The sequence below is a fragment of the Amycolatopsis sp. lyj-112 genome (assembly GCF_046549055.1).
Lineage (GTDB): Bacteria > Actinomycetota > Actinomycetes > Mycobacteriales > Pseudonocardiaceae > Amycolatopsis.
This window is the reverse complement of sequence record NZ_JAJPWS010000009.1, coordinates 15,074-40,262: the sequence shown is the minus strand read 5'-3', so window position 1 is coordinate 40,262 and position 25,189 is coordinate 15,074. Positions and strand designations below refer to the sequence as shown.

The window sequence follows — 25,189 nt, the reverse complement described above, 5'->3', positions numbered from 1 at the left end:
ACACTCTGGGACGCGTGACTGAAAGCTTGGACCGGCTCCGCGCGTTCCTGGCGGATCGTGAGCCGCCGACGCCGTGCCTGGTCGTGGACACCGACCTCGTCGCGGAGCGGGCCGCCGCGGTCTCGGCGGCCTTCCCGGACGCGGTGATCCGTTACGCGGTCAAGGCGAATCCCGTCCCCGAGGTCCTCGACGCGGTGCTGTCGGCGGGGGCGGGATTCGACGTGGCGGGCACGGCCGAGATCGAACTGTGCCTGTCCCGGGACGCGGCGGCGCCGGAACTGGCCTACGGCAACACGATCAAGAAACCCGCGGACATCGCCCACGCCTACGCGCGCGGCGTTCGTGAATTCACCACCGACTCAGCCGGGGATCTGGCGAATCTCGCCGAGCACGCACCCGGTTCGCTGGTGTCGGTCCGGCTGCTCCTCGAGGGCCCGGACTCGGTCACCCCGTTCGGCCACAAGTTCGGCTGCGAGCCGTCGGTGGCCGCCGCGCTGCTCCGCCAGGTCGTGGAATGCGGTCTGCGGCCGGGGATCGCCTTCCATGTCGGTTCGCAGCAGCCGGATCCGGCCGCCTGGGAGATCGGGATCGCGACCGCGGCCAAGGTGGCCGCGGACGCCGGCATCACGTGTGAGCGGCTCAACATCGGCGGTGGATTCGCCACCGAGCACCGGGAAACCGTGCCTTCGCTGGCGGCCTACGCGGCGGCGATCGAGGCCGCCCTCGAAACGCATCTGCCCGGCCCCCGTCCGGAACTGATGCTCGAACCGGGCCGTGTGATCGTCGCCGACGCCGGGCTGATCCGGACCGAGGTCGTGCTGGTGACCACCCGGGCGGCCGCCGACGAACGCCGCTGGGTCTATCTGGACGTCGGCAGGTACAACGGTATGGCGGAGTGCGAGAACGAAGCTGTCGCGTATCGGCTCGAGCCCGTCGGCGTTAAGGGTCCGGAAGGGCCGGTGGTCCTCGCGGGGCCGACCTGCGATGGTGACGACGTGCTCTACCAGCGGACGCCGTGCGCGTTGCCCTTGTCCTTGAGGGCGGGCGACCGGCTGGACATTCCGGGCACCGGTGCCTACACCGCGAGCTATTCCTCGATCGCCTTCAACGGAATCGAACCGTTGCGTACCTATTGTGTCGGGAGGTTCGCCGATGACGGCTGAAATACCGCTCGTCGGCCGGTTCGCCGGTCGCCACGTGCTCGCCGAGTTCGAAGGGATCGAGCCCGCGCTGCTCGACGATCCCGTTCTCCTCAAGGACACGCTCGCCAAGGCGGTGACCGAAGCGGGGGCGACGGTCTGCGAGGTCGTGTCGCATTCCTTCGCACCGCAAGGGGTCACGGTGCTCGCGCTGCTGGCCGAGTCGCACGCGTCCGTGCACACCTATCCCGAGATCGGCTCGGTGTTCGTCGACGTGTTCACCTGCGGTGATCGCGCGGACCCGGAGCGGGCCGTGACGCTGCTGGCGAAGATGCTGGGTGCCGGCACCGTCCGGATGTCCACTGTGGAACGAGGAGAAGGCTGAATGGCACAGCGAAAAATCGTCGAACCGATGGGAGCCGGGCTCAGCCGGGTCTGGGACGTCGATGAGGTGCTGTTCGAGGGGCGGACCGCGTTCCAGAACGTCCTCATCGGACGGACCGCGCAAGGGATCTCCCTCTTCTGCGACGACGAACGGCAGAGCACCGAGCTCAGCCAGCTCGTCTACCACGAGGCGCTGATGATTCCCTCTCTGCTGCTGGCCGAGCGGGTCGAACGGGTGCTGATCATCGGCTCCAGCGAGGGCGTCGCCTCCGAACTCGCGGTCGCCGCGGGCGCCTCGGTGGTCGACCACGTCGACATCGACGCGGAAGCCGTGCGGGCGTGTGCCGAGCACCTTCCGTACGGGTACACGCTCGACGACCTGGCCCTTGCCGAGCGAGGGGACGGGAAGATCCGCGTCCACTACCGCGACGGCTGGGAGTTCCTCGCCGAGGCGCGGGAGCGTGGCGAAACCTACGACGTGGTCGTCATCGACCTGCCGGACGAGAACGACGATCCGGAGGCCCAGCACAACCGGCTGTATGGCAACGACTTCCTCTCCCGGTGCGCGGCACTGCTCACCGACGGGGGAGTGGTCGGCTGTCAGGCCGGCTGCCCGACGCTGTGGCGAAACCAGACGCTGAGCGCCTCGTGGCGCAGGTTCACCGAGTCGTTCGGGGCCGTCCTCTACTACGGTTCGGACGAGCACGAGTGGGCGTTCTTGAGCGGCAGGGCCGAACCGTCCGATGATCCGGGGGCGCTCGTCGCGGAGAAGATCGGCAAGGCGGGGTTCGGTCAGTCCACTGTGGACGAAGAGGCGCTGCGCGCGAACACCGTCCCGCCGATTTCCCTGCGACGGCCATGACGGGTTGATTTGTAAAGGATCGTCCATCTGGACGTTGCCCGCTGCGTCCGTGCGGACCAGAATCGCTCAAGTGAATATCTGGCGCACAAGGCAATTCCCGGAACCGCGAGTAGCCGTTCGGGGCCGGTGAGGCTGTCCATGGGGAGGGAGACGGAACTTGTCACCGAGTTCGGCAGGGAGCTCGCCGTCTGTGCGGCGTTCGCCACCCTGACCGCCAGTGTGACGGAAGACTCCGGGCCGGACCGGGTGGTGGACGCTTTGGCCGGCGAATGCGTCCGGCTGTTGCCGATCGATTCGATGGAAGTGTTCTTGCCCGGCCTGCGGCTCGAGCGGTATCCGGCCGTGACGGAGGAAGGTCCCGCGCTCGAATCTTTCGAAACCGGCCGGGGGATCGCTATCGGGGACCTTTCCGCCGCGGCGGCCCGTTGGCCCGGTTATGTCGACCGAATGGCTGGATTGGGATATGTCTCGGTTTCCGCGCTTCCGATGCGCGCTGTCGACGAAACCGTTGGTGCGGTCACGTTTCTGAGCACCGGATCCGCTGTCTTGAGCCGGGAGGACCAACGGCTCGGGCAGGCGCTGGCCGACGTCGCGACCTTGTGCCTGTTCCAGCAACGGGAGTTGCGCCACTACCGGACGCTGTCGGAACAGTTGCAGACGGCGCTGGACAGCCGGGTCATCATCGAACAGGCGAAGGGTGTGCTGGCCGAACGCGGCGGTGTCGGTGTCACCACGGCTTTCCAGCGTATGCGGGCCTTCGCGCGCGGCTCGAACCGGAAGCTCGCCGACGTGGCCCATGGAGTCGTCGATGGGTCGCTGGACACCGAGGAGTTCCTCCGTCCCCGCCGAAGATGACAACTGCCGAAAGGTGACCGGCAGTTGCCGGTAGGGTAGGAGGTCACCTGAACCCGGGACTTGTCCCGCGGAAGGCGTGACCGTGCGCCCTAGGGCCGGCGTGCGTTTTCGGAAAGGCTTCACGCAGAGAGAGGATGCGTGAAGCCATGGCGCTGCTGGGAAGTCTGCTGGGGAGGAACCGTTCGGTACGGCCGAGTCTGCTGCCGCTGCTCGACCTGAGGTCTGCCGCGTTGTCGCTGAGGTCGGGCTACGGGCTGGTGCCGACCGGGGTGGGCACGGTGTGCTTCTTCGCCGACGGCCGTCCTGGAGCGGGGACCGAAGCCGAGATCATCGCCGGCCTCGCCGGGGACTCCACCCGTCGCAACGTGGTGATCCACGACGCGCACGGGCAGACGATCGTGCGCTGCTGGCGAGAGAACGGGGATCTGGGCTGGCTGCTCGACGACCTCGTCGACGTCAACGACCGGCTGGCGCAGGCCGGGTTCACGTCCTGGCTGATGCACTCGACGGTCAGCTTCGCGGAGGTGCGGGACATGCGCCATCCGAAGCTGCACATGGTCTACCGCCGGGAACGCGGCACCTTCTACCCGTTCGCGCCGCGCGGCACCCGCGGCCGGGACCGGGCGACGGAACTGAAGGTCCGCTCGTCGCTGACCCGGATCGTGCCGATGGAGGCCGACATCGGCCGCTGGCACCCGGTGTGAGGCTTGCCCGCCCGCTCAGCCGGGCGCGCCGCTGAGCCAGCCGCGCAGTCGCTGGACCCGCCGGTCCCGCATGCTCCAGCGCGGGAACCGGTACCGGTCCGCCTGCGCGGCTGCTCCCTTCAGCGAACCGCGCGGGTGCGCTTCGACGATCAAGCTGGAACGGTGGTGGGTCTCGCAGATCCTCGTGGTCACGTCCCGGTCACCCTTTCCCGTACGCCGGTCGGCAATTGCCCTCTCCGACGATGCGGCATCGCGGGGTCCTCCGGTCACCGCCGAAGGTTGTGCCCTGGAGGGCACAAAGACCTCACTCGGTCGCCGGATGTGTACGGCGTGTCACGGGTTGGCGTCGAAACGGTCGGGCGGCGACAAGCGGTGGGATAATCGCCGCCGGGATTCCCCGTCTCTTGTTCGGAAAAGGACTTCATGCCCTGTGCCCGTGCCGTTCCGGAGGGGCACGCTGTCGGCGCGCTGGTGCGGAATCGGCACGAGGGTGAATACACCAGCGGACAGGTTTGATTTCCGCTCTTCTGCCCGACAATGGTTCCCGGTGCGACAACGATTCCGGAGAAGGTGCATGCCGAACCCGATCTTCCCGCAGCCCGAGGCCCCGGCGGCGGTGTCCCCGATCCGTGTGCTGCTCGTCGAGGACCACAAGATGGTGGCCGAGGCGCTCGGCGCCGCCTTCGAGGAGTTCGCCGAGATCGATCTCGTGGCTTCGGTGGACTCCCTCGCGGAGGGCCTGGCCGCGGCGGAAGAACACGTGCCCGACATCGTGCTGCTCGACCGGCGCCTGCCCGACGGCGACGGGATCGAGGCGATCACCAAACTGCGCGACGTGTCGCCGACGAGCCGGGTCCTCGTGCTGACCGGCGACGCGAACAGTGCCATCGCGGCCAGGATCCTCGAGGTCGGCGGGGCCGGGCTGCTGCTGAAATCGGGTCTCCTGGACGAACTCGTCACCGCGATCCGCGGCGTCGCCGCCGGCGACATCGTCATCGAACCGGAGCTGCTCAGCGGCGCGCTGGCCATGCTGGCCGGGAATCCCGGCGGCGCCATTCCGGTACTGACCCTGCGGGAGCGACAGGTGCTCGGCCTGATCGCCGACGGCGCGGGCACCGACCGGATCGCCGGGGAACTGCGGCTCGCGCGGAACACCGTGCGGAATCACGTGCAGCGGATCCTGGCCAAGACCGGGACCCATTCGAAGGTCGAGGCCATCGCGCACGCGCGGAAAAACGGCCTCCTCGAACGGCCGTAGCGCCGAGGTGTGCCGGAGTGCCAAGCTGCACTATGGCCAAGCTGCCATCGGAATCGGCGCCGGATCGCAGTGCTGTGCTCTTCGAGTTGTTCGTGCACAGTGTCGTCGACTATGCCATTTTCATGCTGGACTTGGACGGCAATGTGATCAGCTGGAACCCGGGTGCGGAACGGATCAAGGGCTATTCCGAGGAGCAGATCATCGGCCGTAATTTCTCCGCGTTCTACACCGAGGAGGACCTCGCCGACGGGAAGCCCGCGACGGAACTGCTCATCGCGGCGGAGATGGGGAGCCACGAGGACGAGGGCTGGCGTGTCCGCCGCGGTGGGGAACGGTTCTGGGCCAACACCGTGCTCACCGCCTTGCGCGATGAGCAGGGAGTACTCGTCGGTTTCGGCAAGGTGACCCGTGACCTCACCGAACGCCGGAGAACGGAGGAAGAGAAAAGCGGTCGGCAACAGGCGTTCGCCCATTTGGTTCGGGCACAGGAAACGGAACGTCGCCGTATCGCGTGGGATGTTCACGACGATTCCATTCAGTCGATGATCGCGGTGAGCATGCGGTTGCAGATGATCGCCGCACAACGGCGCGATTCCGCTTTGACGCAACTCGACGACGCCATTCAAGGGGCCATCCGACGGCTGCGGATCCTGGTCGCCCAGCTGAGGCCGCCGGCACTGAACGACGAGGATCTCGTCGCGTCGCTCCGCGAGTATCTCGACGACGTCGTCGCGGGCTGGGGACTGGATTGCCGGCTGAACCATGACCTCACCGCCCAGCCCCCGCCGGAAATGGTCGTCACCGCCTTCAGGATCACCCAGGAAGCCTTGGTGAACGTGCGCAAGCACGCGAACGCCGGCAGCGTCGCCGTTTCCCTCACCCAGCGGGATGGCGGCGTGCTGGTGAAAGTGGCCGATGACGGCAACGGAATGAAGCCCGGCGCCGCCGGCTCCTACGACATGGTTTCGGGCGAGCACATCGGAATGGCCTCGATGCGGGAGCGCGCGGAGGGCGCTCAGGGGTGGTTCAGGATTTCGAGCAAGCCGGGTGAAGGCACGTCGGTGGACTTCTGGCTCCCGTTGGCAGGTCCTGGGGCGCATCGGCGATGACGGTTCCCCCCGGACCTGGGGAACCCTGAACGAAGGAGACACCGCGATGCCGGAACCGGGGAACATGCGTGTTCAGCGTGACGCGGTAAGAGCGGGTGGAGCGCTCAACGACGAGGGTCTCCAGCGGCTGCTGGAAGGGCTGAAAGCCGTTCGTGACGGCGATTTCAGTACGCGACTGCCTCAGGTCGACGACGTTCTGATGGACGAGATGGCGGTGGTGTTCAACGGGATGGTCGACCAGCTGGCGCTGTTCACCTCCGAGGTCACCCGGGTCGCGCGCGAGGTGGGGACGGACGGCAAGCTCGGCGGCCAGGCCGCGGTGCCGTCGGTTTCGGGCACCTGGAAGGACCTCACCGATTCGGTGAACGCGATGGCGGGCAACCTGACCGGCCAGGTCCGCGACATCGCCGAGGTCGCGACGGCGGTGGCGAAGGGCGATCTGTCCCAGAAGATCACCGTCGACGTCAAAGGCGAGATGCTGGAGCTGAAGAACACGATCAACACGATGGTGGATCAGCTGTCGTCGTTCGCCGACGAGGTCACCCGTGTCGCCCGCGAGGTGGGCAGCGAAGGGCGGCTGGGCGGTCAGGCGGAAGTGCCCGGGGTGGCGGGGACCTGGCGGGATCTGACGACGTCGGTGAACTTCATGGCGGGCAACCTGACCGATCAGGTCCGTTCGATCGCCGAGGTCACCACCGCGGTCGCGAAGGGTGACCTGTCGCAGAAGATCACGGTCGATGCGCGGGGCGAGATCCTGGAGCTGAAGAACACGATCAACACGATGGTGGATCAGCTGTCGTCGTTCGCCGACGAGGTCACCCGTGTCGCCCGCGAAGTCGGTACCGAAGGAGCGCTCGGCGGCCAGGCGCAGGTACCCGGGGTGGCGGGGACCTGGCGGGATCTGACGACGTCGGTGAACTTCATGGCGGGCAACCTCACCGCGCAGGTCCGGTCCATCGCCCAGGTCGCGACGGCGGTGGCGAAGGGTGACCTGTCGCAGAAGATCACGGTGGACGCGCGGGGCGAGATCCTGGAGCTGAAGAACACGATCAACACGATGGTGGATCAGCTGTCGTCGTTCGCCGACGAGGTCACCCGTGTCGCCCGTGAGGTGGGCACGGAGGGCCGGTTGGGTGGTCAGGCGGATGTCAAGGGGGTGTCGGGGACGTGGAAGGGTTTGACGGAGTCGGTGAACGTGATGGCCGACAACCTCACCGATCAGGTCCGCTCCATCGCCGAGGTCACCACCGCGGTCGCGAAGGGTGACCTGTCGCAGAAGATCCGGGTCGACGCGCGGGGCGAGATCCTGGAACTCAAGGACACCATCAACACCATGGTCGGCCAGCTGTCGTCGTTCGCCGACGAGGTCACCCGTGTCGCCCGTGAGGTCGGTACGGAGGGCCGGTTGGGTGGTCAGGCGGATGTCAAGGGGGTGTCGGGGACGTGGAAGGGTTTGACGGAGTCGGTGAACGTGATGGCCGACAACCTCACCGACCAGGTCCGCTCCATCGCCCAGGTCGCGACCGCGGTCGCCCGCGGCGACCTGTCCCAGAAGATCACCGTCGAGGCCAAGGGTGAGGTCGCCGCCCTGGCGCAGACGATCAACACGATGGTCGACACGCTCTCGGCGTTCGCGGACGAGGTCACCCGCGTGGCGCGCGAGGTCGGCACCGAAGGCATCCTCGGCGGCCAGGCGCGCGTGCCGAACGTCGCCGGCACCTGGAAGGACCTCACCGACAACGTCAACTCGATGGCGAACAACCTCACCGGGCAGGTCCGCAACATCGCCCAGGTGACCACCGCGGTGGCGCAGGGCGACCTGTCCCGCAAGATCGACGTCGACGCGCGAGGCGAGATCCTGGAGCTCAAGACCACGATCAACACGATGGTGGATCAGCTGTCCGCGTTCGCCGCCGAGGTCACCCGTGTCGCGCGCGAGGTCGGCAGCGAAGGGCGGCTCGGCGGCCAGGCCGAGGTGGGCGGCGTTTCCGGCACGTGGAAACGGCTCACCGAGAACGTCAACGAACTCGCGGGGAACCTGACGCGGCAAGTGCGGGCGATCGCCGAAGTCACCAGCGCGGTGGCGACCGGTGACCTCACCCGGTCGATCTCCGTCGAGGCGCAGGGCGAAGTGGCCGAGCTGAAGGACAACATCAACGCGATGGTCCAGTCGCTGCGGGAGACGACGCGGGCCAACGAGGAACAGGACTGGCTCAACTCCAACCTGGCCCGGATCTCCGGGCTCATGCAGGGGCACCGGGACCTGCGGGTGGTGGCCGCGCTCATCATGAACGAGCTGACCCCGCTGGTCGGCGCGCAGCACGGGACGTTCTTCCTCACCGAGATCGGGGAAAGCGGCGCCCGGCTGCGGTTGATCACCAGCTACGGGCACAGCGAGGCCACGGACGTGCCGACGGAGTTCGCGATGGGCCAGTCGCTCATCGGGCAGACGGCGCAGACCAAGAAACCGATCGTCGTCGACCGGACGCCGCCGGGCTTCGTGAAGATCTCTTCCAGCCTCGGCTCCGCCCCGCCGGTGAACCTGATCGTGCTGCCGATCCTCTTCGAGGACCAGGTTCTCGGCGTGATCGAACTGGCGTCGTTCGGCGAATTCACCGCCGTCCGCAAGGATTTCCTCGAACAACTGATGGAGACCATCGGCGTCAACGTCAACACCATCATCGCCAACTCGCGGACCGACTCGCTGCTCGAAGAATCGCAGCGGCTGGCCGAGGAACTGCAGGCCCGCTCGGAGGAACTCCAGGCGCAGCAGGCGAAACTGCAGGTGTCCAACGCGGAACTGGAGGAGAAGGCGGAGCTGCTGGCGCGCCAGAACCGCGACATCGAGGTGAAGAACTTCGAGATCGAGCAGGCGCGCCAGGAGATCGAAGAACGTGCGCAGCAGCTCGCGCTGGCGTCGAAGTACAAGTCCGAATTCCTCGCCAACATGTCGCACGAACTGCGGACGCCGTTGACCAGCCTGCTGATCCTGGCCGGGGTGCTGTCGCAGAACTCGACCCAGAACCTGACGCCGAAGCAGGTCGAGTTCGCCAAGGTGATCCAGTCCGCGGGCACCGATCTGCTCCAGCTGATCAACGACATCCTCGACCTGTCGAAGGTCGAGGCCGGCAAGATGGACATCCACCACGAGCCGTTCCCGCTGCGCCAGCTGCTCGACTATGTGGGCACGACGTTCCGGCCGCTGACCGCCGAGAAGGGACTGGACTTCCAGGTCGCGGTGGAGCCGAACGTGCCGGAACTGCTGTTCACCGACGAGCAGCGGCTGCGCCAGGTGTTGCGGAACCTGTTGTCGAACGCGGTGAAGTTCACCGAAGACGGCAGCGTGGAGTTGCGGGTGAAACTGGTCGACACTCTCGTTTCGACGGCAAGCGGTTCCCCGCAAGAGTCCCTCGTCGCGTTCAGCGTGATCGACACCGGGATCGGGATCGCCGAGGAGAACCTGGATTCGATCTTCGGCGCGTTCCAGCAGGCGGACGGCACGACCAGCCGCAAGTACGGCGGGACCGGGCTCGGCCTGTCGATCAGCCGCGAGGTCGCGTACCTGCTCGGTGGCGAGATCCGGGCGGACAGCGTTCTCGGTACCGGCAGCACGTTCACGCTTTACCTTCCGGTGGCCCGCTTCACCGCTGCCGTGGTACCGGGGGAGTCCATTGTGGACGACTTCGGAACGGACGGGGCGCGGCGCGTGCTGGTCGTGGAAAGCGAGCAGAACAGCCTGCTGACACTGCTCGCCCGTGGTGTCGCCGCCGACATCGCGGACAGCCACGGGTCGGTTCACGTGCGTGCCATGGCCAACCCGTCCGACGCGTTCGAAGAACTGAAGCGCAACGACTATCTCTGTGTCGTGCTCGACACCAGCATTCCCGGTACCAGCGCGCTGACGTTCCTCAAACGCCTCGTCGAAGGACCGGACAACGTCGAAGTTCCGGTGCTGGCGCACGCGAGCCGCAAGCTCAGCGCCGCGCAGGACCGGCTGCTGCAGGGACACGCGAGGGTGCACCCCGTCGAACTGCTGCCGTCACTGGACATGTTGCGGGAACGCATCATGCTGCACATTTCGGCCAGTGAGCTGGAAGGCATCCTGCCGCTGATGCACCAGCCCGAGCCCGAGCTGACCCTGGAGGTGACGGCGACGGTCGACGACCGGCTCGCCGAGCCGCGACGGCTGGAGGGCCGCAAGGTCCTTCTCGTCGACGACGACGCGCGCAACGTGTTCGCGATCGCCGGAATGCTCGAACTGTACGGGCTTTCCGTCGTGCACGCGCCCAACGGCCGCAAGGGGATCGAGGAACTGCTGGCCGACGACGACATCGACCTGATCCTGATGGACGTGATGATGCCCGAGATGGACGGCTACGCGACGACCGCGGCGATCCGCGAGATGCCGAAGTTCGCCGGGCTCCCGATCATCACGGTGACCGCCAAGGCCATGGAAGGAGACCGGGAGAAGAGCCTCGCCGCGGGCGCGAGCGACTACGTCACGAAGCCCGTGAACGCGGCGGAACTGCTGGCCTGTATGGAACGCTGGCTTGCGGAATGACCCGGATCCGGGTCAGGGCGGCCTATTCCGTTCCGTTGGCGCTGTTCGCGCACAGGCGGCGGATGGCGGCGACGATCTCGGTGTTCGGGCTGCCCTTGATGAGGTACTCGGTGACACCGGCGGAGGCCATCTGGGCGATGGACCGGGTATCGCTGTGCGCCGAGAACGCCATCAGCCGGATGCCGGGAGCGCGACGGCGGATCTCCCTGGCCATCCAGGCGCCGCCCCCGCCGGGGATCCGGACGTCCAGGACGGCCACCTCCGGGACCAGCAACTCCGCGAGCGCGACCGCTTCACCGGCGTTCATCGCGATGGCCACCACGTCGATGTCGGGTTCGGACTCCAGCAGCGCACGCAGGGCATCGCCGATGACCGGGTTGTCGTCTGCGACGAGCACCCGAAGTCTGGGGGGCGACGTTCGGTCCATGACCCAGTCCGTGCCCGCGCTCTCGGCGACGCCGGTGGTGGTCGCGGGCCCCCCGCCGAACATGGCGTGACTCAGCAAGAGACTCGTTGGGCGCCTTCGCTCGGCTGCTCGACGAGTGTCCTTGCTACGTCGTGGATCTTCATGTTGTTGTTACGGCAGAACGAGCGTAGGAGCTCGAACGCGGAATCGATGTCGATCTGGTAGCGCTCGGCGAGGACTCCCTTCGCCTGTTCGATGGGCAGCCGGTGGTCGAGGGCGTACTGCAGTTGCTCGGAGCGCGCCCGGTAGAAACGGACGCGGTTGCGCATGGCCACGAGCTCGTCGGCCGCATCTGGGGTACCGGACGTGGGTGCCGGTGAAATCGTGGTCTCGGACATGGGGTGATCGTCGCAGCGGGGCGGCTGATCCGGGAAGAACAGAACGTCCTGACTCGATTGATGCAAATGACCCTGTTCGCACTGCCGACCGGCACTCGAACGGGCGGTAAACAGGGCCCTTTGGCCGGTCGCAGTGACCGGCCGTTCACCGTACGCTCTTTGCCGAGGAGGGAAACCGTGGAGGTCGGAATGCTCCGGGTGTTTCTGGTCGACGATCACGAGGTCGTCCGTCGGGGGGTGGCGGACATGCTCGAGGAGGACGCCGCCCTGAACGTGGTCGGTCAAGCGGCCACCTTTTCGCAGGCGCTGGCGAGGATTCCGGCGCTCAGGCCGGATGTCGCGGTACTCGACGTCCGGCTCCCCGACGGTAACGGCGTCGAGCTCGCGCGGGAACTCAGGTCGAAACTGCCCGAGCTGAAATGTCTCATGCTGACGTCCTACACCGACGAACAGGCGATGCTGGACGCGATCATGGCCGGCGCGAGCGGCTACGTCATCAAGGACATCCGCGGGATGGACCTGGTCGCCGCGGTCAAGGAGGTCGGCAGCGGCCGGTCCCTGCTGGACGCGCGCGCCGCCGCGACCCTGATGGCGAAGTTCCGCGACGACGCGGTGAAGAAGGGGCCACTGGCCGGGCTTTCCGAGCAAGAGCGCACGCTGCTGGAACTGATCGGCGAGGGCCTGACCAACCGGCAGATCGCCGAACGCATGTTCCTGGCCGAGAAGACGGTCAAGAACTACGTGTCCCGGCTGCTGACGAAACTCGGGATGCAGCGGCGCACTCAGGCGGCCGTGCTGGCCACCGAACTGCGCCGGTCCTGAGCCGGTTCTTGAAGACTCAAGCGGAAACGAGCGTGTCGAGCAGGACGTCTTCGAGTGGCCGGCGCGGTGTCCAGGGCAGCGGCGAGCCGTAGCCGACGCGAAGCAGAATCTGAGGCCACACTCCGCAGCCGAGTAGAGCGCGGAGTTCGGCGCGGGCCGAGGCGACCCTGACCGGTGGTGAGACGTAGGAGGTGTCGAGCCCCGCGCTGGTCGCGCTGAGCAGGACCCGTTGCAGTGCTTGGCCGACCTGCAGCCGGTCGAGGCGTTCGTCGGAGAACGAACCGATCGCCACCACCAGCGGCCGCGGCTCGAAATCCCGAGCGCCGAAGTCCTCAGTGCCGAACTCCGCAGTGCTGAAATCCTTGAGGACCCAGCTTTCGTCGGCGAAGGATCCGTCGGTCGCATAGGACGGCACACCATCGCGCGTTTCGGCGCTCAATTCCGTCCAGCGGCCGAGTTCGGCGAGGAAACCGGGAGCGGCGAGCTGGGCCAGATGCGCACGAGTGGTGAGGTCGCGTAGAAGACGGCACTGCTCGGCGTCGAGGCTCGGCATCCAGGCGTTCTCGAGTTCGGTGGCGTGGCGGAGCAGGGAGAGCGTCGAGCGAGGGATCGCGGCGGGCAGGAAGGGGCGCCGGTTGGTGCGGCGCCGGGGAATGGCGCGGGCGAGCCGGGCGATCCGCGGATCGGGGGAGCGTTCGGCCAGCGGACGGACCACGGCCAGCAGGTCCGGATCGGCGCGGCTCGGCATCAGCGTCGTCGCGGGGTGGATACCCAGTGCGTGAATCGCCGTCCTCAGGGTGAACAAGGCCGCGCCGCACGAGATGACGAGTTCCCGTCCGTCCGGATCCGTGGCCGCTAGAATACGCCGAGGATCGGCGTGGAGTTCGATCCCGGTTGAAGTACACCGGAAAAGCCAAGGTTGGGTGTTCTGTGTCGAGGGCGCCAGCATGGCCGACCGGAGCACGGAATTCACCTGATCGGAGTTCAATCGGCCGACCCTGGTGACTTGTAAGGTCATGGTTTCCCCCGTCGCTGCGCCACGGGCAAATATCCGGTGTCTCAGTGAGACGGTGCCGCCTGCGGTGCGGTGCCGAAAGAGGAGAAAGTCCCCGGCCGCGAGTGATCCAGATCTTCGAAGGTGGAACACGATGTCGGCTCAGGACCGGCTCGGCGGAGGTGACGACCGGCTCACCGGCGCGCTTTCCCAGCTGCGGGTTCGCGAAGTCCTGCGGGATCTCCAGGAGCGCATCGAACGGCTCATCGGCACGCGCGACAAAATGGACGGCCTGCTCGAAGCGGTGCTCGCCGTGGCGTCCGGGCTCGAACTGGACACCACGCTGCGGCGGATCGTGCAGGCCGCGATCGATCTCGCCGAGGCCTCGTACGGTGCGGTCGGAGTGATCGCGGACGACGGTTCACTCGCCGAATTCGTCTATCTCGGGATCGACGGCGAGACCGAACAACAGATCGGGCATTTGCCGAAAGGCCACGGTCTGCTGGGTTTCGTCATCGACGAGGCGAAACCGGTCCGGCTGGCCGATATCTCGCGGCATCCCGCTTCGGTCGGATTCCCCCCGTGCCATCCGCCGATGCGCTCGTTCCTCGGTGTGCCCATCCGGGTGCGCGACGAGGTGTTCGGGAATCTCTACCTCACCGAAAAACGGGGCGAGAGCTTCACCGACGACGACGAAGTGGTCGTCCAGGCGCTGGCCGCGGCGGCCGGGATCGCGATCGAGAACGCTCATCTCTACGAACAGGCCCGGCTCCGGCAGCAGTGGCAGGCAGCCAACAGCGAGGTGACCACGGAACTGCTGGGCGGCACCGACCCGGTGGACGCGCTCAACCTGATCGCCAGCCGGGCACTGGAACTGACCGGCTCCGACATCACCCTGCTGGCCTTGCCCGGTTCCGGCAGGCTCGACGTCAGCGCGGGCGGCGACGACGAGGCCGACGAGCTGACGGTCGCGGTCTGCGCGGGGGCACGGTCGGAGGAACTGACCGGCGCGCGGATCAGCGTCGCCACTTCGCTCCCGGGCGCGGTTTACCGCGACAGGACTCCGCGCAGCGTGCCGGAACTGGTGCTGGGCAACGAGGGAGAGCTCCGGCTCGGTCCGACGCTGGTGGTTCCGTTGAGGGCACGGGAACGCACGGCCGGGGTGCTGATGGCGGTGCGGAATCCGGGCTCGGTCCCGTTCGAACTCGCCCAGCTGCCGGTGGTCGCGTCGTTCGCCGACCAGGCCGCGCTCGCGCTCCAGCTGGCCGCGCAACAGCGCACCGCCAGGGAACTCGACGTCCTCGCCGACCGGGACCGGATCGCCAGGGACCTGCACGACCACGTGATCCAGCGGCTGTTCGCGGTCGGCCTCGCCATGCAGAGCACGCATCGCCGGGCGCGCTCCCCGGAGCTGCAGCGGAGACTCGGCGAGAGCATCGACCAGATGCACGAGATCGTGCACGAGATCCGCACGGCGATCTTCGACCTCCACGGAGGCGAGGCCGGCCAGCACGGAGTGCGGTTGCGGCACCGCCTTTACGACTCCATCACCGAACTCACCGACGACACCTCGACCCATCCGACGGTCAGCCTGTACGGGCCGCTCGATTCGGTGCCGCTGCTGTTCGCCGAGCACGCCGAAGCGGTCGTGCGGGAGACGGTCGCCAACGTCGTCCGGCACGCCGGAGCGAGCAGTGTCTCGGTGAGCGTCGCGGTGAAGGACGACGTCCTGCGGATCGTCGTCACCGATGACGGATCCGGGATCGACGGGGGTTCCACCGCCGTCGGCGGCCTGAGGAACCTCCGTGACCGCGCGGTGCGGGTCGGCGGGACGTTCCTGGTGGAGGCGCGCGCCGACGGCGGCACCCGGGTCGAGTGGTCCGCCCCCTTGCGCTGACGCCGGCTCAGTTCCTGGACGGCCACCGATCGGGGGCGAAAGTCCTCAGGATTCGTGACCGGCGGCCGTTGCGTTCGCCGGATACCGGGCCGAAGGTGGATCGACCTCTTCCTCACCGGGAGTCCACGATGAAGATCCCGTTGCCCACCCATGTCGATCAGGCGGTGGCGGCCGCCGTCCGCGCGCCGTCCCCGCTCAACACCCAGCCTTGGCGATTCGTCGTGGACCGAGACCGGATCGAGGTGTGGCTCGACCGCGGCCGGGTCCTCCGCATCGCCGACCCGGATGCCCGTGAGGCCCGGCTTTCGTGTGGCGCCGCGGTGTTCAACCTGGTCGTTTCCCTCCGGTCGAACGGGAAGACGCTCTCGCTGCGGATGCTTCCGTCTCCCGACGAACCGACGCTGCTCGCCGACATCCGGATCGGCGGTGACCGGTTCTCCTCGTTGGCGGAACGAAAACTGGCCGAAGCCGTCTTCCGCCGCCACACGAACCGGCGGCAGTTCCTGGGCAGGCAGGTGTCCTCGGATGTCCGGACGACGATGCGCGCGGCCGCCCTCGTCGAAGGCGGGCTGCTGGAACTGTTCGGCCGCGGCGACCGGGTGAACGCCATCGCTCGCGCAGTGCATCGCGCCGAATCCGCGCAGGCCCGCAACGGCGCCTTCCAGGCGGAGATCGCGTTGTGGACCCGCCGGACGGTGAACGCTCCGGACGGGATCCCGATGGCCTCCGCGTCACCGCAGGCCATCCCCGTGCAGGAGTCCCACGAGCCGCGTTCCGACGAGGGCGAGCCGCTGCTGGGTGCGCTCCTGACCGCGGACGGCGGGCCGGCGGCGGATCTCCGGGCGGGGATGGCGTTGCAGAGGGTACTGCTGACCGCGACGGCCGCGGGCCTCACGACGTCGTTCGTCGGCAGGCCGTTCGAAACACCGGAGACGCGGAGCGCGATGGACCGGATCTTCGCCGATCTCGGCCGTCCGCACACGCTGCTGAGGCTGGGTTACGGCCGTCCGGTGCCGATGACGGCTCGTCGTCCGGCGGAAGAAGTGATGCTCCGGCGATCCGGAGCGCTGATCTGAACCCCGGCAGGCCTTTCCACGCGCCGAGCCGGCGCAGCGCGGCGCGTGGATGTACAAGGCCTTGATCGGTTGACCTGTTTTCCATGGTCGGTACCGACCGTTCGGGGGGCTGCCCGGCCGGTACCGACACACCAGAGAAGAGGGCACCTCGTCGCGACTATGACGGCTGACGGACTCTTTCACCTGAGCGAGTGAACTAGTCCGTTTGGTGGGCATCGTTGGGCGATTCGGGGTATAAGCCCTACCCCAGGAAGGCTTGCAGCTCGCCGATGACCGTCCGCGGCTGTTCTTCGGCGACGAAATGGCCGGAACCGGAGACCTTCTTCACCTGGACGTTCACCGCCTTGGACGGCAGGACCGCGGCGAAGTAGTCGTAGTTCATTTCCGAGGCGAGCGCCAGCATCGGCGCGGCGATCTTCCCGTAGGCCTTCTGGTCCTCGATGTCCTGACCGAACGCCTGGTACCAGCCGTTCCCGGCACGGATCGCGTCCGGACGGTCGTACGCGGCGGCGTAGATCGCCCGGTCACGGTCGCCGATCGAGGCCGGGTCGGCCAGCAGGTGGTCGAACATCCAGTCGACGAGGTGGCGGGACCGGCCGGCCAGCAGTTGTTCGGGCAGCGAGGCGACCTGGTTGAAGGCGAACCACCAGACGTGCACCGGCTGTCCGGGCGGAGCCAGCATCGGGATCTGGTACAGGCCCTCGTCGGGGTGCGCGACGTCCATGACCGTGACGGTCTTCGTCGCTTCGGGGTGGTTGGCGGCGAAGCTGAACGCGACCATGGCACCGACGTCGTGCCCGGCGATATGGGCCCGCTGGTAGCCGAGACCGCGGACGAGTTCGAAGATGTCGCGGGCCATCGTCTTCTTGTCGTATCCGTCGCGCGGTTTGCCCGAACCGCCCATGCCTCGCAGGTCGACCGCGATCACGCGGTATCGCTTCGCCAGCTCCGGCATGATCTTGCGGAACTGCCACCAGGTCTCCGGCCAGCCCGGCAGCAGGATGAGCGGTTCGCCGCGCCCGCCCGCGACGTAATGCAGCCGGACACCGTTGACCTGCGCATACGCGCTACGAAAGCCGCCGGGCAGGGACCGGGCCAGTTCCGCGTCGCCGGGCGCGCCGTGGTGCGCTGCCGCGGCGGTGCCGGTCGAGGCCACCATCGCGGCCGCGGCACCCGCGCCCAGGGTGAGCATGGACCGGCGGTTGAGGAAGGAACGGCTGTCTTCGGTGGTCATGCCTGTGATCCTGAGCCTTCTGGAGCCCGGACCGTGAGCGGTGTTTTCGCCAACCGGCGGTGGTTTTAGGACAGCGTCAATTCAAGACAGCATCGGCTCGAGGACGCCCATCCGGGTCCCGAACGTTTCGCGGTAGGCGGCCGGGGTGACCCCGACCTGCCGCCGGAAATGGGGCCGAAGCGCGGCCGAGGAGGAGAAGCCGCAGTACCGGGCGATCTCGTCGACGGGAAGATCGGTCGATTCGAGCAACTGCTGGGCGCGGATGATCCGCTGGTGGGTGAGCCAGGTGCCGGGTGCGGCGCCGGTGATCTCGCGGAACCGGCGGTCGTAGTTGCGCCTGCTCATATGCGCCCGCCTGGCCAGTTCGTCGACCGGGAGCGCGGTGTCGAGCCGGGTGAGCGCCCAGGCCAGCGTCTCGGAAACCGGGTCGCCTTCGTCGAGTTCGGGCATCGGGGATTCGATGTACTGAGCCTGTCCGCCCGGCCGGTGCGGCGGGACGACCATGCCCTTCGCGAGCCGGTTCGCTACCTCGGCGCCGCACCACGAGCGGATCAGGTGCAGACCGAGGTCCATCCCGGCGGCGCCACCGCCCGCGGTGAGGATGTCGCCGTCGTCGATGTAGAGGACCGATTCGTCCAGCTGGACCGCCGGGAAGCGGGCCGCGAGCAACGGCGCCATCGCCCAGTGCGTCGTCGCCGGGCGGCCGTCGAGCAGGCCGGCCGCGGCCAGCACGAAGGCACCGCTGCACAGCCCGGCCACGCGGGCACCCCGGCCGTGCGCCGTGCGCAAGGCCTCCAGCGCGGCCTCCGGCGGATCCTCCATCGGCGACCGCCAGTTCGGGACCAGCAGCAGATCCGCGTCCCGGACCGCGTCCAGGTCCTCGGGCACCGGAACGGTCAGCCCGCCGCCACGCAACGCGGCGTCCGGTTCCCCGCCGACGACCTTGATCTCGACGTCGGGGAGTTCCCCGAAATGCGAGGCCATGTCGAAGACGCCGAACGCGAAGGACATCGCACCGAGCGACGCCCCGTTGAAGATCACGACGACCAACCGTCTCATGACCGGAGTCTAGAGCGGGGGAATTGCCGAGATGGCAGGTTTGGGGATGCTTGTTCGCCTTATGCGGACCACTGGGGGAAGGAACCACCGATGTCGTATCCGCACGGGCCACAGCCGGGTCCGCAGTATCCGCAGCAGGGACCTGCCTGATGATCGGGCTCACCGCCGGCGGTGGCGGGCTGGTGCTGGTCATCTTCGTGATCCTGGCCTTCGTGGCGCCCGGTTTCCTGCTGAGCGACAGCAAATCCTCGCCATCTTCGGCGACGAGTTCGACAAGGCGGCCACAGTGGCCTGCGCCGATGCCAAGTCCAGTGTCCGCAAGGCCGCTGAGGCCTTCGGGAAGCAGAACGCGTCGCTCACGGCCGGAGATCCGAAGGAATCCGGCCCGAAACTGATCGTGATGCGCCTGGCCGGCACCTTCGCCGACGGGCGCGTGCGCTGGTAGACGGCGTCATTGCCGAAGGTCTGCGGAAGCGGAACTGCTCCGCCCGGTGGCGAACGTCTGCTCGATCGGGTCGGAGGTTGCCGTTGTGCGGTGACCTGGCGCCGGGCAGGTGTTGCCGGAATTCGGCAATAGTTTAGAACGGCGGATTCGGGTCGTGGGTCGTGCAGCGGTAAGTCCGCCTGGTAGGGGTGAGTTTGCCGTTGGGATTCGGACGCGCTCGTCCTGCAGGTGGTGATCGTGGGCGCAAGGGTACGAAAGCGTTTCGCGTTGCCGAATTTCGGCGACGGTCTAGAACGGCGGGGGTTCTGGTCGTGGGTTGTGCAGTGGTGGTGGGGTGCTGCGGTAGGTCTGCCCGGTCGGTGCGGTGATGGTCAACGTGCCATCGGGGTCGAGTCGGTAGATCCAGCCGGGTTCGTCTTTCAAGTGATGGTAGCCACGAAACGAACCTACAACCGACCACCGACAAGAATCGGTACGAAGGTCCACAAAGGACTCTACTGGTCGATCGGCCAAGTTTCGTCTCGCAGCAACCGCTTCAGTACCTTCCCCGTGGCATTCCGGGGCAGCTCCTCGACGAAGTGCACGTCCCGTGGCACCGCGAACCGTGCCAGCCGACGGTGGATATACGCGCGCACGTCCTCGGCGTTCATCCGGGCACCGCGTTTCGGGACGATATAAGCGGCGAAGCGCTGTCCGTACTCGCGGTCCGGGACGCCGATCACGGCTGCCTCGTGGACACCGGGCAGGGCGACCAAGGCCTCCTCGACCGGGCGAGGGGAAACGTTCTCGCCGCCGGAGACGATCATCTCGTCGGCCCGGCCGGTGACGAAGAGGCGTCCGGCGGCGTCCTGGTAGCCGACGTCGCCGGTGGCCATCAGTTCTTCCGCCCGCGGAACGCTGGCACCGTCGGTGTAGCCCTCGAAAAGCATGTCGTTGCCGACGAAGATCTGTCCCTCCCAGCCTGGCGGGACACGGTTGTGGTCGTCGTCGAGGATGGCGACGCGGGTTCCGGGCGGGCAGCGGCCGGCGGTCGTGGGTGCGGCGCGGAGGTCTTCGGGGGTGGCGATGCTCGCCCACGAAACCTCTGTCGAGCCGTAGAAGTTGTAGAGCACGTCGCCGAAGGTGTCCATGAACTCGGTGACGATCGTTCCCGGCAGTGCGGAACCGCTGCTCGCGACGATGCGCAGTGACGAGAGGTCGTAGCGGGCACGGACGCGCTCGGGCAGGTCGAGGATGCGCTGCAACATGATCGGGACGGCGAACAGTACGCCGCAACGATGTTCGGCGATCGTCCTCAAGATCTCTTCCGCGTCGAACCGGCGGATCAGCGACAGCGACGCGCGCACCGCCATGCCGATCTGCATCCCCGCCAGGCCCCAGCTGTGGAACAGAGGCGCGGCTACCACGAAGCGGTCACCGGTGTGGAGCGGGATACGGTCGAGCATGGCGGCCGAGGTCGCGAGTCCCTTCGGAGTCGGACGCCTTGCGCCCTTGGGTGTTCCGGTGGTGCCCGAGGTGAGGACGACGAGCCTGCCGATGCGGTCCACCGGCTTGAGTTTGGTCGTGGGCGCTCCGGCGATCAGCTGATCGATCGTCGGGTACCCGTTCTCGCTCTCCGGCCAGGTGCTGAGTCGCATGAAGTCGCCGGGGATGTTGGCGATGACCTGGGAGAATTCATCGTCGGCTAGTACAGCGACCGGTTTGTGCAGGCCGATGACGTCCGCGACCGCGCTCGCGGAAAGCCCGGTGTTGAGCAGGATCGCGTCGACACCGAGTTTGCTGCACGCGATGAGCGCCTCGACCATCGCCGCGTGGTTTCGGCACAGCAAGGCGATCCGGTCGCGGGAGCGGACTCCGCGCTGTGCCAGTGCGTTCGCCAGCTGGTTGCTGCGGTCCGCCGCCTGCTTGAACGTCCGGACATTGCGTTCGTCGTGCAGCGCGACGTCTTCGGGTGCGCGCGCCGCGGCGGCCGTGTAGCCACCGGCGACGGTCGCGCCCCATTGGGACAAAGAGGTGAGCTGACGCGCGAGCTTGTCCGGTCGAGCGGCGGCGATCACGCCCGCCTTGATCAGGGTGGTCGCCGTATGCAGCGTCGTGGCCTTGGTGTGCGTGGGTTCCTCGTCCGGCGGCGCGGCGGTGCCCGACAGGTGCAGGTCGATCCGCCGGGTCACCGCGCGGAGACTGCGTTTGAACGACGCGGCGGACACCAGATGCGAGTGCTGCGCGGGAAGCATCAGCTGCGCGACGAGTTCCGTCCGGTTCTCGGGCAGCCCTCGCAGTTCGAGCGAGACCCAGTTGCCGTCGTTCTCGACACCGCACCAGACCACGTGCTCGGCGGGCCGCCAGACCCTGGCTTCGATCTCACCGACGACGAGCCTGCCCGACCGCGGCTCCAGCCGGACGAAGCACCGAGGACCGCGCCCGCGTTCGGCCGGCTGCTGAACCTCGCACCAGCTGATCTCCGCGACGAAACGTGAATATGACTCGGGATCGCCGAGCACTTCCCAAACCTGGTCGGGAGGATGCCCGAGGATCGAGCTCGCCTCGACCACATCGTCTCGCATGCGATTTCGCCTCACCACGCGCGTTTCGGGTGTTGACCGGGCTGCTGCCGGTGCCTCCTTCGACGGTCAAGTTCGGCGAACCTACCAGCAATCGGCCGTACGCAATACTCCGAACGACACCGGGTTCACGGCCGCCCGAGGAAGGCGGTCGTGGAAATGGTAGGCCTTCCGTGGCCGCCAGGAGTCCCGCCGACAGGGTTGATCGCGACGTCCGATTCACGCCAGCCTTCGTCGTGCCGCGCGGCGAAGCTGGCAATCGTGACAGTGACTACGCCGGCGGCAGCGACCGCGCATACCCGTATTGAGCCCGGCATCCTCTACTTCGGCACGACGGTGGTGCTCCTCTCGACGCTCAACGAAACCGGCTCACCGAACCTCGCTCCGATGTCTTCGGCGTTCTGGCTCGGCTGGCGGGGCATGCTGGGTCTCGGCGCGCGTTCCAAGACCGCGGAGAACCTTATGCGTACCCGCGAATGTGTTCTGAATCTCCCTTCCGACGATCTGGCGGCCGCCGTCGACGAGCTGGCGCTGACCACCGGATCAGATCCCGTCCCGCCTCGTAAGTACGAGCGCGGCTACCGGCACGAGCCCGACAAGTTCGGCCGGGCCGGGTTCACCCCGGTCGGCTCGGAGACGGTCGGCCCGCCGCGCGTGGCGGAATGCCCGGTGACGATGGAGGCCGTCGTCGAGGCGGTCCATCCGCTCGCCGAAGACGACGAGGCGCAACGCGGCGGGGTGCTCGTGTTCGAGGTCAGGGTGCGGCGCGTCCACGTCCACGACGCCGTGCGGATGCCGGGCACCGAGGACCGGATCGATCCCGACCGGTGGCGGCCGCTGATCATGAGCTTCCAGAAGCTCTACGGACTCGGCCCGCAGGTCCACCCCTCGACGCTGGCGCAGATCCCCGAGGGGCTCTACCGCGGGCCGGACATCGAGCGCTCGCGGGATCAGTCGTCGCGGGCGAACGAGAACCGGTTCACCAAGGGCAACCAGCGCTGATAGGACTCGGCCAGCTTCGGCCACGAGTCACCGGACAGGCCGCGTTCGAGCTTCGGCCGCAACTCGTGGTCGTTGAGTGACGAGGCGATTTCGAGGGCGCTGTCGTCGGGATCCGCCCCGTCGATGGTGGCGAACAGCCAGGGGATGGCGTCGGGGTGCCCGACGAGCACCGAGAGCAGCACCAGCACGGCGCGGAACGGTGCCTCGCGCGTGCCGTCGGAGAGGAACTCGGCCAGTTCCTCTCCGGCGAAGCGCGCCCGCAGCAACCGGTACAGGTTCAGTAGCCGTTTCGCGGCCCGCGGCGAGCGGACGAGCGGGGAAAGGGACGCCAGGAAGTCCAGTTCCGGCGCGGAGATCACCAGGCGAGGAGGTCTTAGGTCTATTGTGGACTGCTCGGACGACGGTTCCGGCGCTTCCTCGCGAGGAGGAGCCGGCGCCACCGCCGTCGTCGAATCGACGGCGGTGGCCCGAGCCGCGGGGACGGGGATGGGCGACGGCGTGGCGTCCTGACCCTCGGTGGCGGCGAGGCCGCGCACGAGCCCCGCGAACCCTGGCTCGTCCATGGGGGACAACGTGAACGGGACTTGGAAGATTTTCTCCAGGTAGTTTTCGGCGAAGTATTCCGGGTCGTCGCCGATCATCTGCGCGTAGTGCTGCTCGACGGCCTTCGTCAGCCAGCGGGGGTCGACGCCCACCACGACGACGAACACCGGCAGCGCCAGCAGGAGGTGGATGGCTTCGAGGACTTGTACGACGACCTTGGGCGGGCAGCGGTCGAGGTCGTCGATGTAGAGGACGGTCCGTTCGATCTTCCCGTGGCCGTGCGGCACCTCGGCGAGCATGGTCGCGAAGGTCTCGAGATCCTTGCGCAGCAAGGAGACCACGCCTAGGTGCTCGACGTAGTCCGAGACACGCGACTCGGCGAACGACACGAGATCCAGGCCCGGCGCCAGGTCGGCGACCGCCTTTTCGAGCCGCTCGGATTCGGCGTCCAGCTCCGCCAGGCGCCGCTCGGTGTCCTCGTCCTCTTTGGACGGTCCGCCGAGTTTGTCCAGTGCCTGGTGGATCCGGCCGGCGCTGGCCCGCATCCGCAGCACGACGGTCAGCGCGGAGCTCACCACGGTGAGCCCGCCGAGCAGGCCGGAGACCTGGGACCGGCCGACGAGGAGCGTGACGACCAGGAGCGTCACCAGCCCGCCGATCAAGACCAGCAGCGGAACCGGATCCTGCCGCAGTCGTCGCCAGAATTCGGCGACGTCCGACCGTAGCCCGCCGGTCTCCTGCGCGAGACGTTCGAGGTCCTCGGCCGTCGGCCGGTCGACACCGAGCCGCGCGGCGATCCATGCCTTGTCCGCTTCGGTGAGACTGTCGAAGACCGCGCGGACGTACTCGCGTGGCTTCTTGCGTCGCCGCTTCGCCTGTTTTTGTTGGGCGGTCAGGGTTCTGCGTTCAAGGCGGACGGCGCTGAGCCGGCCGAGGAGCGTCTTCTCGGTCTTGCGACGTTCCGCCAGGGCGTCGGCTTGGCGCTGGAGGTCGTTCTCGGCGCCGCTCGCGGCGAGGTTGTCGAAGATATGGGTGGCGAGGCTGGCTAGGAGGTTTGCTTCGCTGTAGTGCCAGGCGTTGAAGCTGATCTGGCGGACACTCGAGCAGTACGACGAGATGGCTTTGCCGTGCGCTCCGGCCTCGGCTTCGGCTTCCTGCGCGGAATCGGCGAGCTCGCGGACGCGGGACTGCATCTGGCGCATGAAGAAGCTCTTGCCGGAGCCCCAGTTGCCGAAGAGGCCGATCGACAGGGGAGGAGTGATCATCCGCGAGGCGACCAGATCGGCGAGCATGCGCACGTCGGGGCCGATGCCGAGCTGGTCGACACCCTCGTCGGTGTCGGGCCGGTAGTCGGCGACGTGCGCGGAGAAGGGATCGGGAGTCGCTTCGCTCGGTGCTGCCTGGGACTGCTCCCGGCCGAGGTGGATGACCGCCGGGCGAAGCCGGTCGATGCCGACTCGCAACTCCTGGTTTTCGTACTCGCTTTCGCTGATCAAGCCAAGGGCTCGCCGAGTCTGGCTTTTGGCGAGCCATGCGGTCAGGAACCCCAGTTTGCCGCCGATGGATCCCGCCAGCTTCCGGTCGAGCCAGACCACCGCCGGATCGCCACCGCCATTCCGGACCAGGTCGTCGATCTCCGGCTCTACGATCAGTTCCATCGAGGAGTGAACCGCGAGCAACGCTTCGTAGGCCGTTCGCCGCGCTCCCGCATTGTGCTCGTACACGATGAGAGTGAACGCGGCGCTGCTGAGTGCCGCCCTGAGCGGTCTGTCGCCGTCCCGCGGTTTGTACGGGCGAAGTTCCGAACCCGCCGGCTGGTTCCTCAGAAGTATCGACGGGTCGATCTGATGCACCAGCACTGGCGCATTCTAGGGCCTGCG

Annotated in this window: 21 protein-coding genes; 13 read left to right on the top strand and 8 right to left on the bottom strand. The window is 67.6% G+C overall.

What is annotated here, in order from left to right; genetic code table 11:
- The first annotated feature begins 14 nt into the window (after positions 1-14).
- The 5 genes from ACLJRL_RS27040 to pspAB all read left to right on the top strand — a co-directional run bounded on the left by ACLJRL_RS27040 (position 15) and on the right by pspAB (position 3,944).
- Positions 15-1,163 (top strand): type III PLP-dependent enzyme, encoded by a 1,149-nt coding sequence (locus tag ACLJRL_RS27040; RefSeq protein ID WP_410659100.1) that lies wholly within the window; start codon positions 15-17, stop codon positions 1,161-1,163.
- Positions 1,153-1,524: an adenosylmethionine decarboxylase gene (gene speD / locus ACLJRL_RS27035; RefSeq protein WP_410659099.1), complete on the top strand. Its 372-nt coding sequence runs from the start codon at positions 1,153-1,155 to the stop codon at positions 1,522-1,524. The genes ACLJRL_RS27040 and speD overlap by 11 nt, the downstream gene beginning before the upstream one ends.
- Positions 1,525-2,385: a spermidine synthase gene (locus ACLJRL_RS27030; protein ID WP_410659098.1), complete on the top strand. Its 861-nt coding sequence runs from the start codon at positions 1,525-1,527 to the stop codon at positions 2,383-2,385.
- Positions 2,386-2,523: 138 nt separating this feature from the next.
- Positions 2,524-3,240, top strand: coding sequence for a GAF and ANTAR domain-containing protein (locus tag ACLJRL_RS27025; RefSeq protein WP_410659097.1), 717 nt, complete (start codon positions 2,524-2,526; stop codon positions 3,238-3,240).
- Between the two features lie 134 nt (positions 3,241-3,374).
- Positions 3,375-3,944, top strand: coding sequence for a PspA-associated protein PspAB (gene pspAB / locus ACLJRL_RS27020; RefSeq protein ID WP_410659096.1), 570 nt, complete (start codon positions 3,375-3,377; stop codon positions 3,942-3,944).
- A 15-nt stretch (positions 3,945-3,959) separates the two neighbouring features.
- Here the strand turns inward: pspAB and ACLJRL_RS27015 are convergent, their stop codons facing one another.
- Positions 3,960-4,136 (bottom strand): hypothetical protein, encoded by a 177-nt coding sequence (locus ACLJRL_RS27015; protein WP_410659095.1) that lies wholly within the window; start codon positions 4,134-4,136, stop codon positions 3,960-3,962.
- 382 nt (positions 4,137-4,518) lie between these two features.
- Here ACLJRL_RS27015 and ACLJRL_RS27010 point away from each other — a divergent pair, with 382 nt between their 5' ends.
- From ACLJRL_RS27010 to ACLJRL_RS27000, 3 genes are read left to right on the top strand one after another with little or no spacing between them, the layout of a single operon-like run.
- Positions 4,519-5,202 (top strand): response regulator, encoded by a 684-nt coding sequence (locus tag ACLJRL_RS27010; RefSeq protein WP_410659094.1) that lies wholly within the window; start codon positions 4,519-4,521, stop codon positions 5,200-5,202.
- Positions 5,203-5,234: 32 nt separating this feature from the next.
- Complete coding sequence (locus ACLJRL_RS27005; RefSeq protein WP_410659093.1) at positions 5,235-6,311, top strand: PAS domain-containing sensor histidine kinase; 1,077 nt, start codon at positions 5,235-5,237, stop codon at positions 6,309-6,311.
- A 46-nt stretch (positions 6,312-6,357) separates the two neighbouring features.
- Positions 6,358-10,872 (top strand): HAMP domain-containing protein, encoded by a 4,515-nt coding sequence (locus ACLJRL_RS27000; protein WP_410659092.1) that lies wholly within the window; start codon positions 6,358-6,360, stop codon positions 10,870-10,872.
- A gap of 22 nt (positions 10,873-10,894) precedes the next feature.
- On the opposite strand, the gene ACLJRL_RS26995 is transcribed toward ACLJRL_RS27000, so the two are convergent.
- Both ACLJRL_RS26995 and ACLJRL_RS26990 read right to left on the bottom strand, forming a co-directional pair.
- Positions 10,895-11,269, bottom strand: coding sequence for a response regulator transcription factor (locus tag ACLJRL_RS26995; RefSeq protein ID WP_410659348.1), 375 nt, complete (start codon positions 11,267-11,269; stop codon positions 10,895-10,897).
- A gap of 101 nt (positions 11,270-11,370) precedes the next feature.
- Positions 11,371-11,676 (bottom strand): ANTAR domain-containing protein, encoded by a 306-nt coding sequence (locus ACLJRL_RS26990; RefSeq protein ID WP_410659091.1) that lies wholly within the window; start codon positions 11,674-11,676, stop codon positions 11,371-11,373.
- 189 nt (positions 11,677-11,865) lie between these two features.
- Here ACLJRL_RS26990 and ACLJRL_RS26985 point away from each other — a divergent pair, with 189 nt between their 5' ends.
- Positions 11,866-12,498, top strand: a complete 633-nt coding sequence (locus tag ACLJRL_RS26985) for a response regulator (protein ID WP_410659090.1) — start codon at positions 11,866-11,868, stop codon at positions 12,496-12,498.
- 16 nt (positions 12,499-12,514) lie between these two features.
- Here ACLJRL_RS26985 and ACLJRL_RS26980 read toward each other — a convergent pair whose 3' ends face one another.
- Complete coding sequence (locus tag ACLJRL_RS26980; protein WP_410659089.1) at positions 12,515-13,516, bottom strand: Acg family FMN-binding oxidoreductase; 1,002 nt, start codon at positions 13,514-13,516, stop codon at positions 12,515-12,517.
- A 130-nt stretch (positions 13,517-13,646) separates the two neighbouring features.
- Between ACLJRL_RS26980 and ACLJRL_RS26975 the strand changes: the two genes are divergently transcribed.
- The gene (locus ACLJRL_RS26975) at positions 13,647-15,389 is read left to right on the top strand and encodes a GAF domain-containing protein (protein WP_410659088.1); all 1,743 of its coding nucleotides are present in this window, start codon (positions 13,647-13,649) and stop codon (positions 15,387-15,389) included.
- A 128-nt stretch (positions 15,390-15,517) separates the two neighbouring features.
- The gene (locus ACLJRL_RS26970) at positions 15,518-16,465 is read left to right on the top strand and encodes an Acg family FMN-binding oxidoreductase (protein ID WP_410659087.1); all 948 of its coding nucleotides are present in this window, start codon (positions 15,518-15,520) and stop codon (positions 16,463-16,465) included.
- A 241-nt stretch (positions 16,466-16,706) separates the two neighbouring features.
- On the opposite strand, the gene ACLJRL_RS26965 is transcribed toward ACLJRL_RS26970, so the two are convergent.
- Both ACLJRL_RS26965 and ACLJRL_RS26960 read right to left on the bottom strand, forming a co-directional pair.
- Positions 16,707-17,699 (bottom strand): alpha/beta fold hydrolase, encoded by a 993-nt coding sequence (locus ACLJRL_RS26965; protein ID WP_410659086.1) that lies wholly within the window; start codon positions 17,697-17,699, stop codon positions 16,707-16,709.
- Between the two features lie 81 nt (positions 17,700-17,780).
- Positions 17,781-18,758: a GlxA family transcriptional regulator gene (locus ACLJRL_RS26960; RefSeq protein ID WP_410659085.1), complete on the bottom strand. Its 978-nt coding sequence runs from the start codon at positions 18,756-18,758 to the stop codon at positions 17,781-17,783.
- 286 nt (positions 18,759-19,044) lie between these two features.
- Here ACLJRL_RS26960 and ACLJRL_RS26955 point away from each other — a divergent pair, with 286 nt between their 5' ends.
- The gene (locus tag ACLJRL_RS26955) at positions 19,045-19,203 is read left to right on the top strand and encodes a hypothetical protein (protein ID WP_410659084.1); all 159 of its coding nucleotides are present in this window, start codon (positions 19,045-19,047) and stop codon (positions 19,201-19,203) included.
- Positions 19,204-19,697: 494 nt separating this feature from the next.
- Here the strand turns inward: ACLJRL_RS26955 and ACLJRL_RS26950 are convergent, their stop codons facing one another.
- Positions 19,698-21,767, bottom strand: a complete 2,070-nt coding sequence (locus ACLJRL_RS26950; RefSeq protein WP_410659083.1) for an AMP-binding protein — start codon at positions 21,765-21,767, stop codon at positions 19,698-19,700.
- A gap of 258 nt (positions 21,768-22,025) precedes the next feature.
- On the opposite strand from ACLJRL_RS26950, the gene ACLJRL_RS26945 reads away from it, so the two are divergent.
- Positions 22,026-22,766: a flavin reductase family protein gene (locus tag ACLJRL_RS26945; protein ID WP_410659082.1), complete on the top strand. Its 741-nt coding sequence runs from the start codon at positions 22,026-22,028 to the stop codon at positions 22,764-22,766.
- Here ACLJRL_RS26945 and ACLJRL_RS26940 read toward each other — a convergent pair.
- On the bottom strand, positions 22,715-25,168 hold the full coding sequence (locus tag ACLJRL_RS26940; protein ID WP_410659081.1) for a P-loop NTPase fold protein: 2,454 nt from the start codon (positions 25,166-25,168) through the stop codon (positions 22,715-22,717). The two genes, ACLJRL_RS26945 and ACLJRL_RS26940, sit on opposite strands and share 52 nt — an antisense overlap.
- Positions 25,169-25,189: the final 21 nt, after the last annotated feature.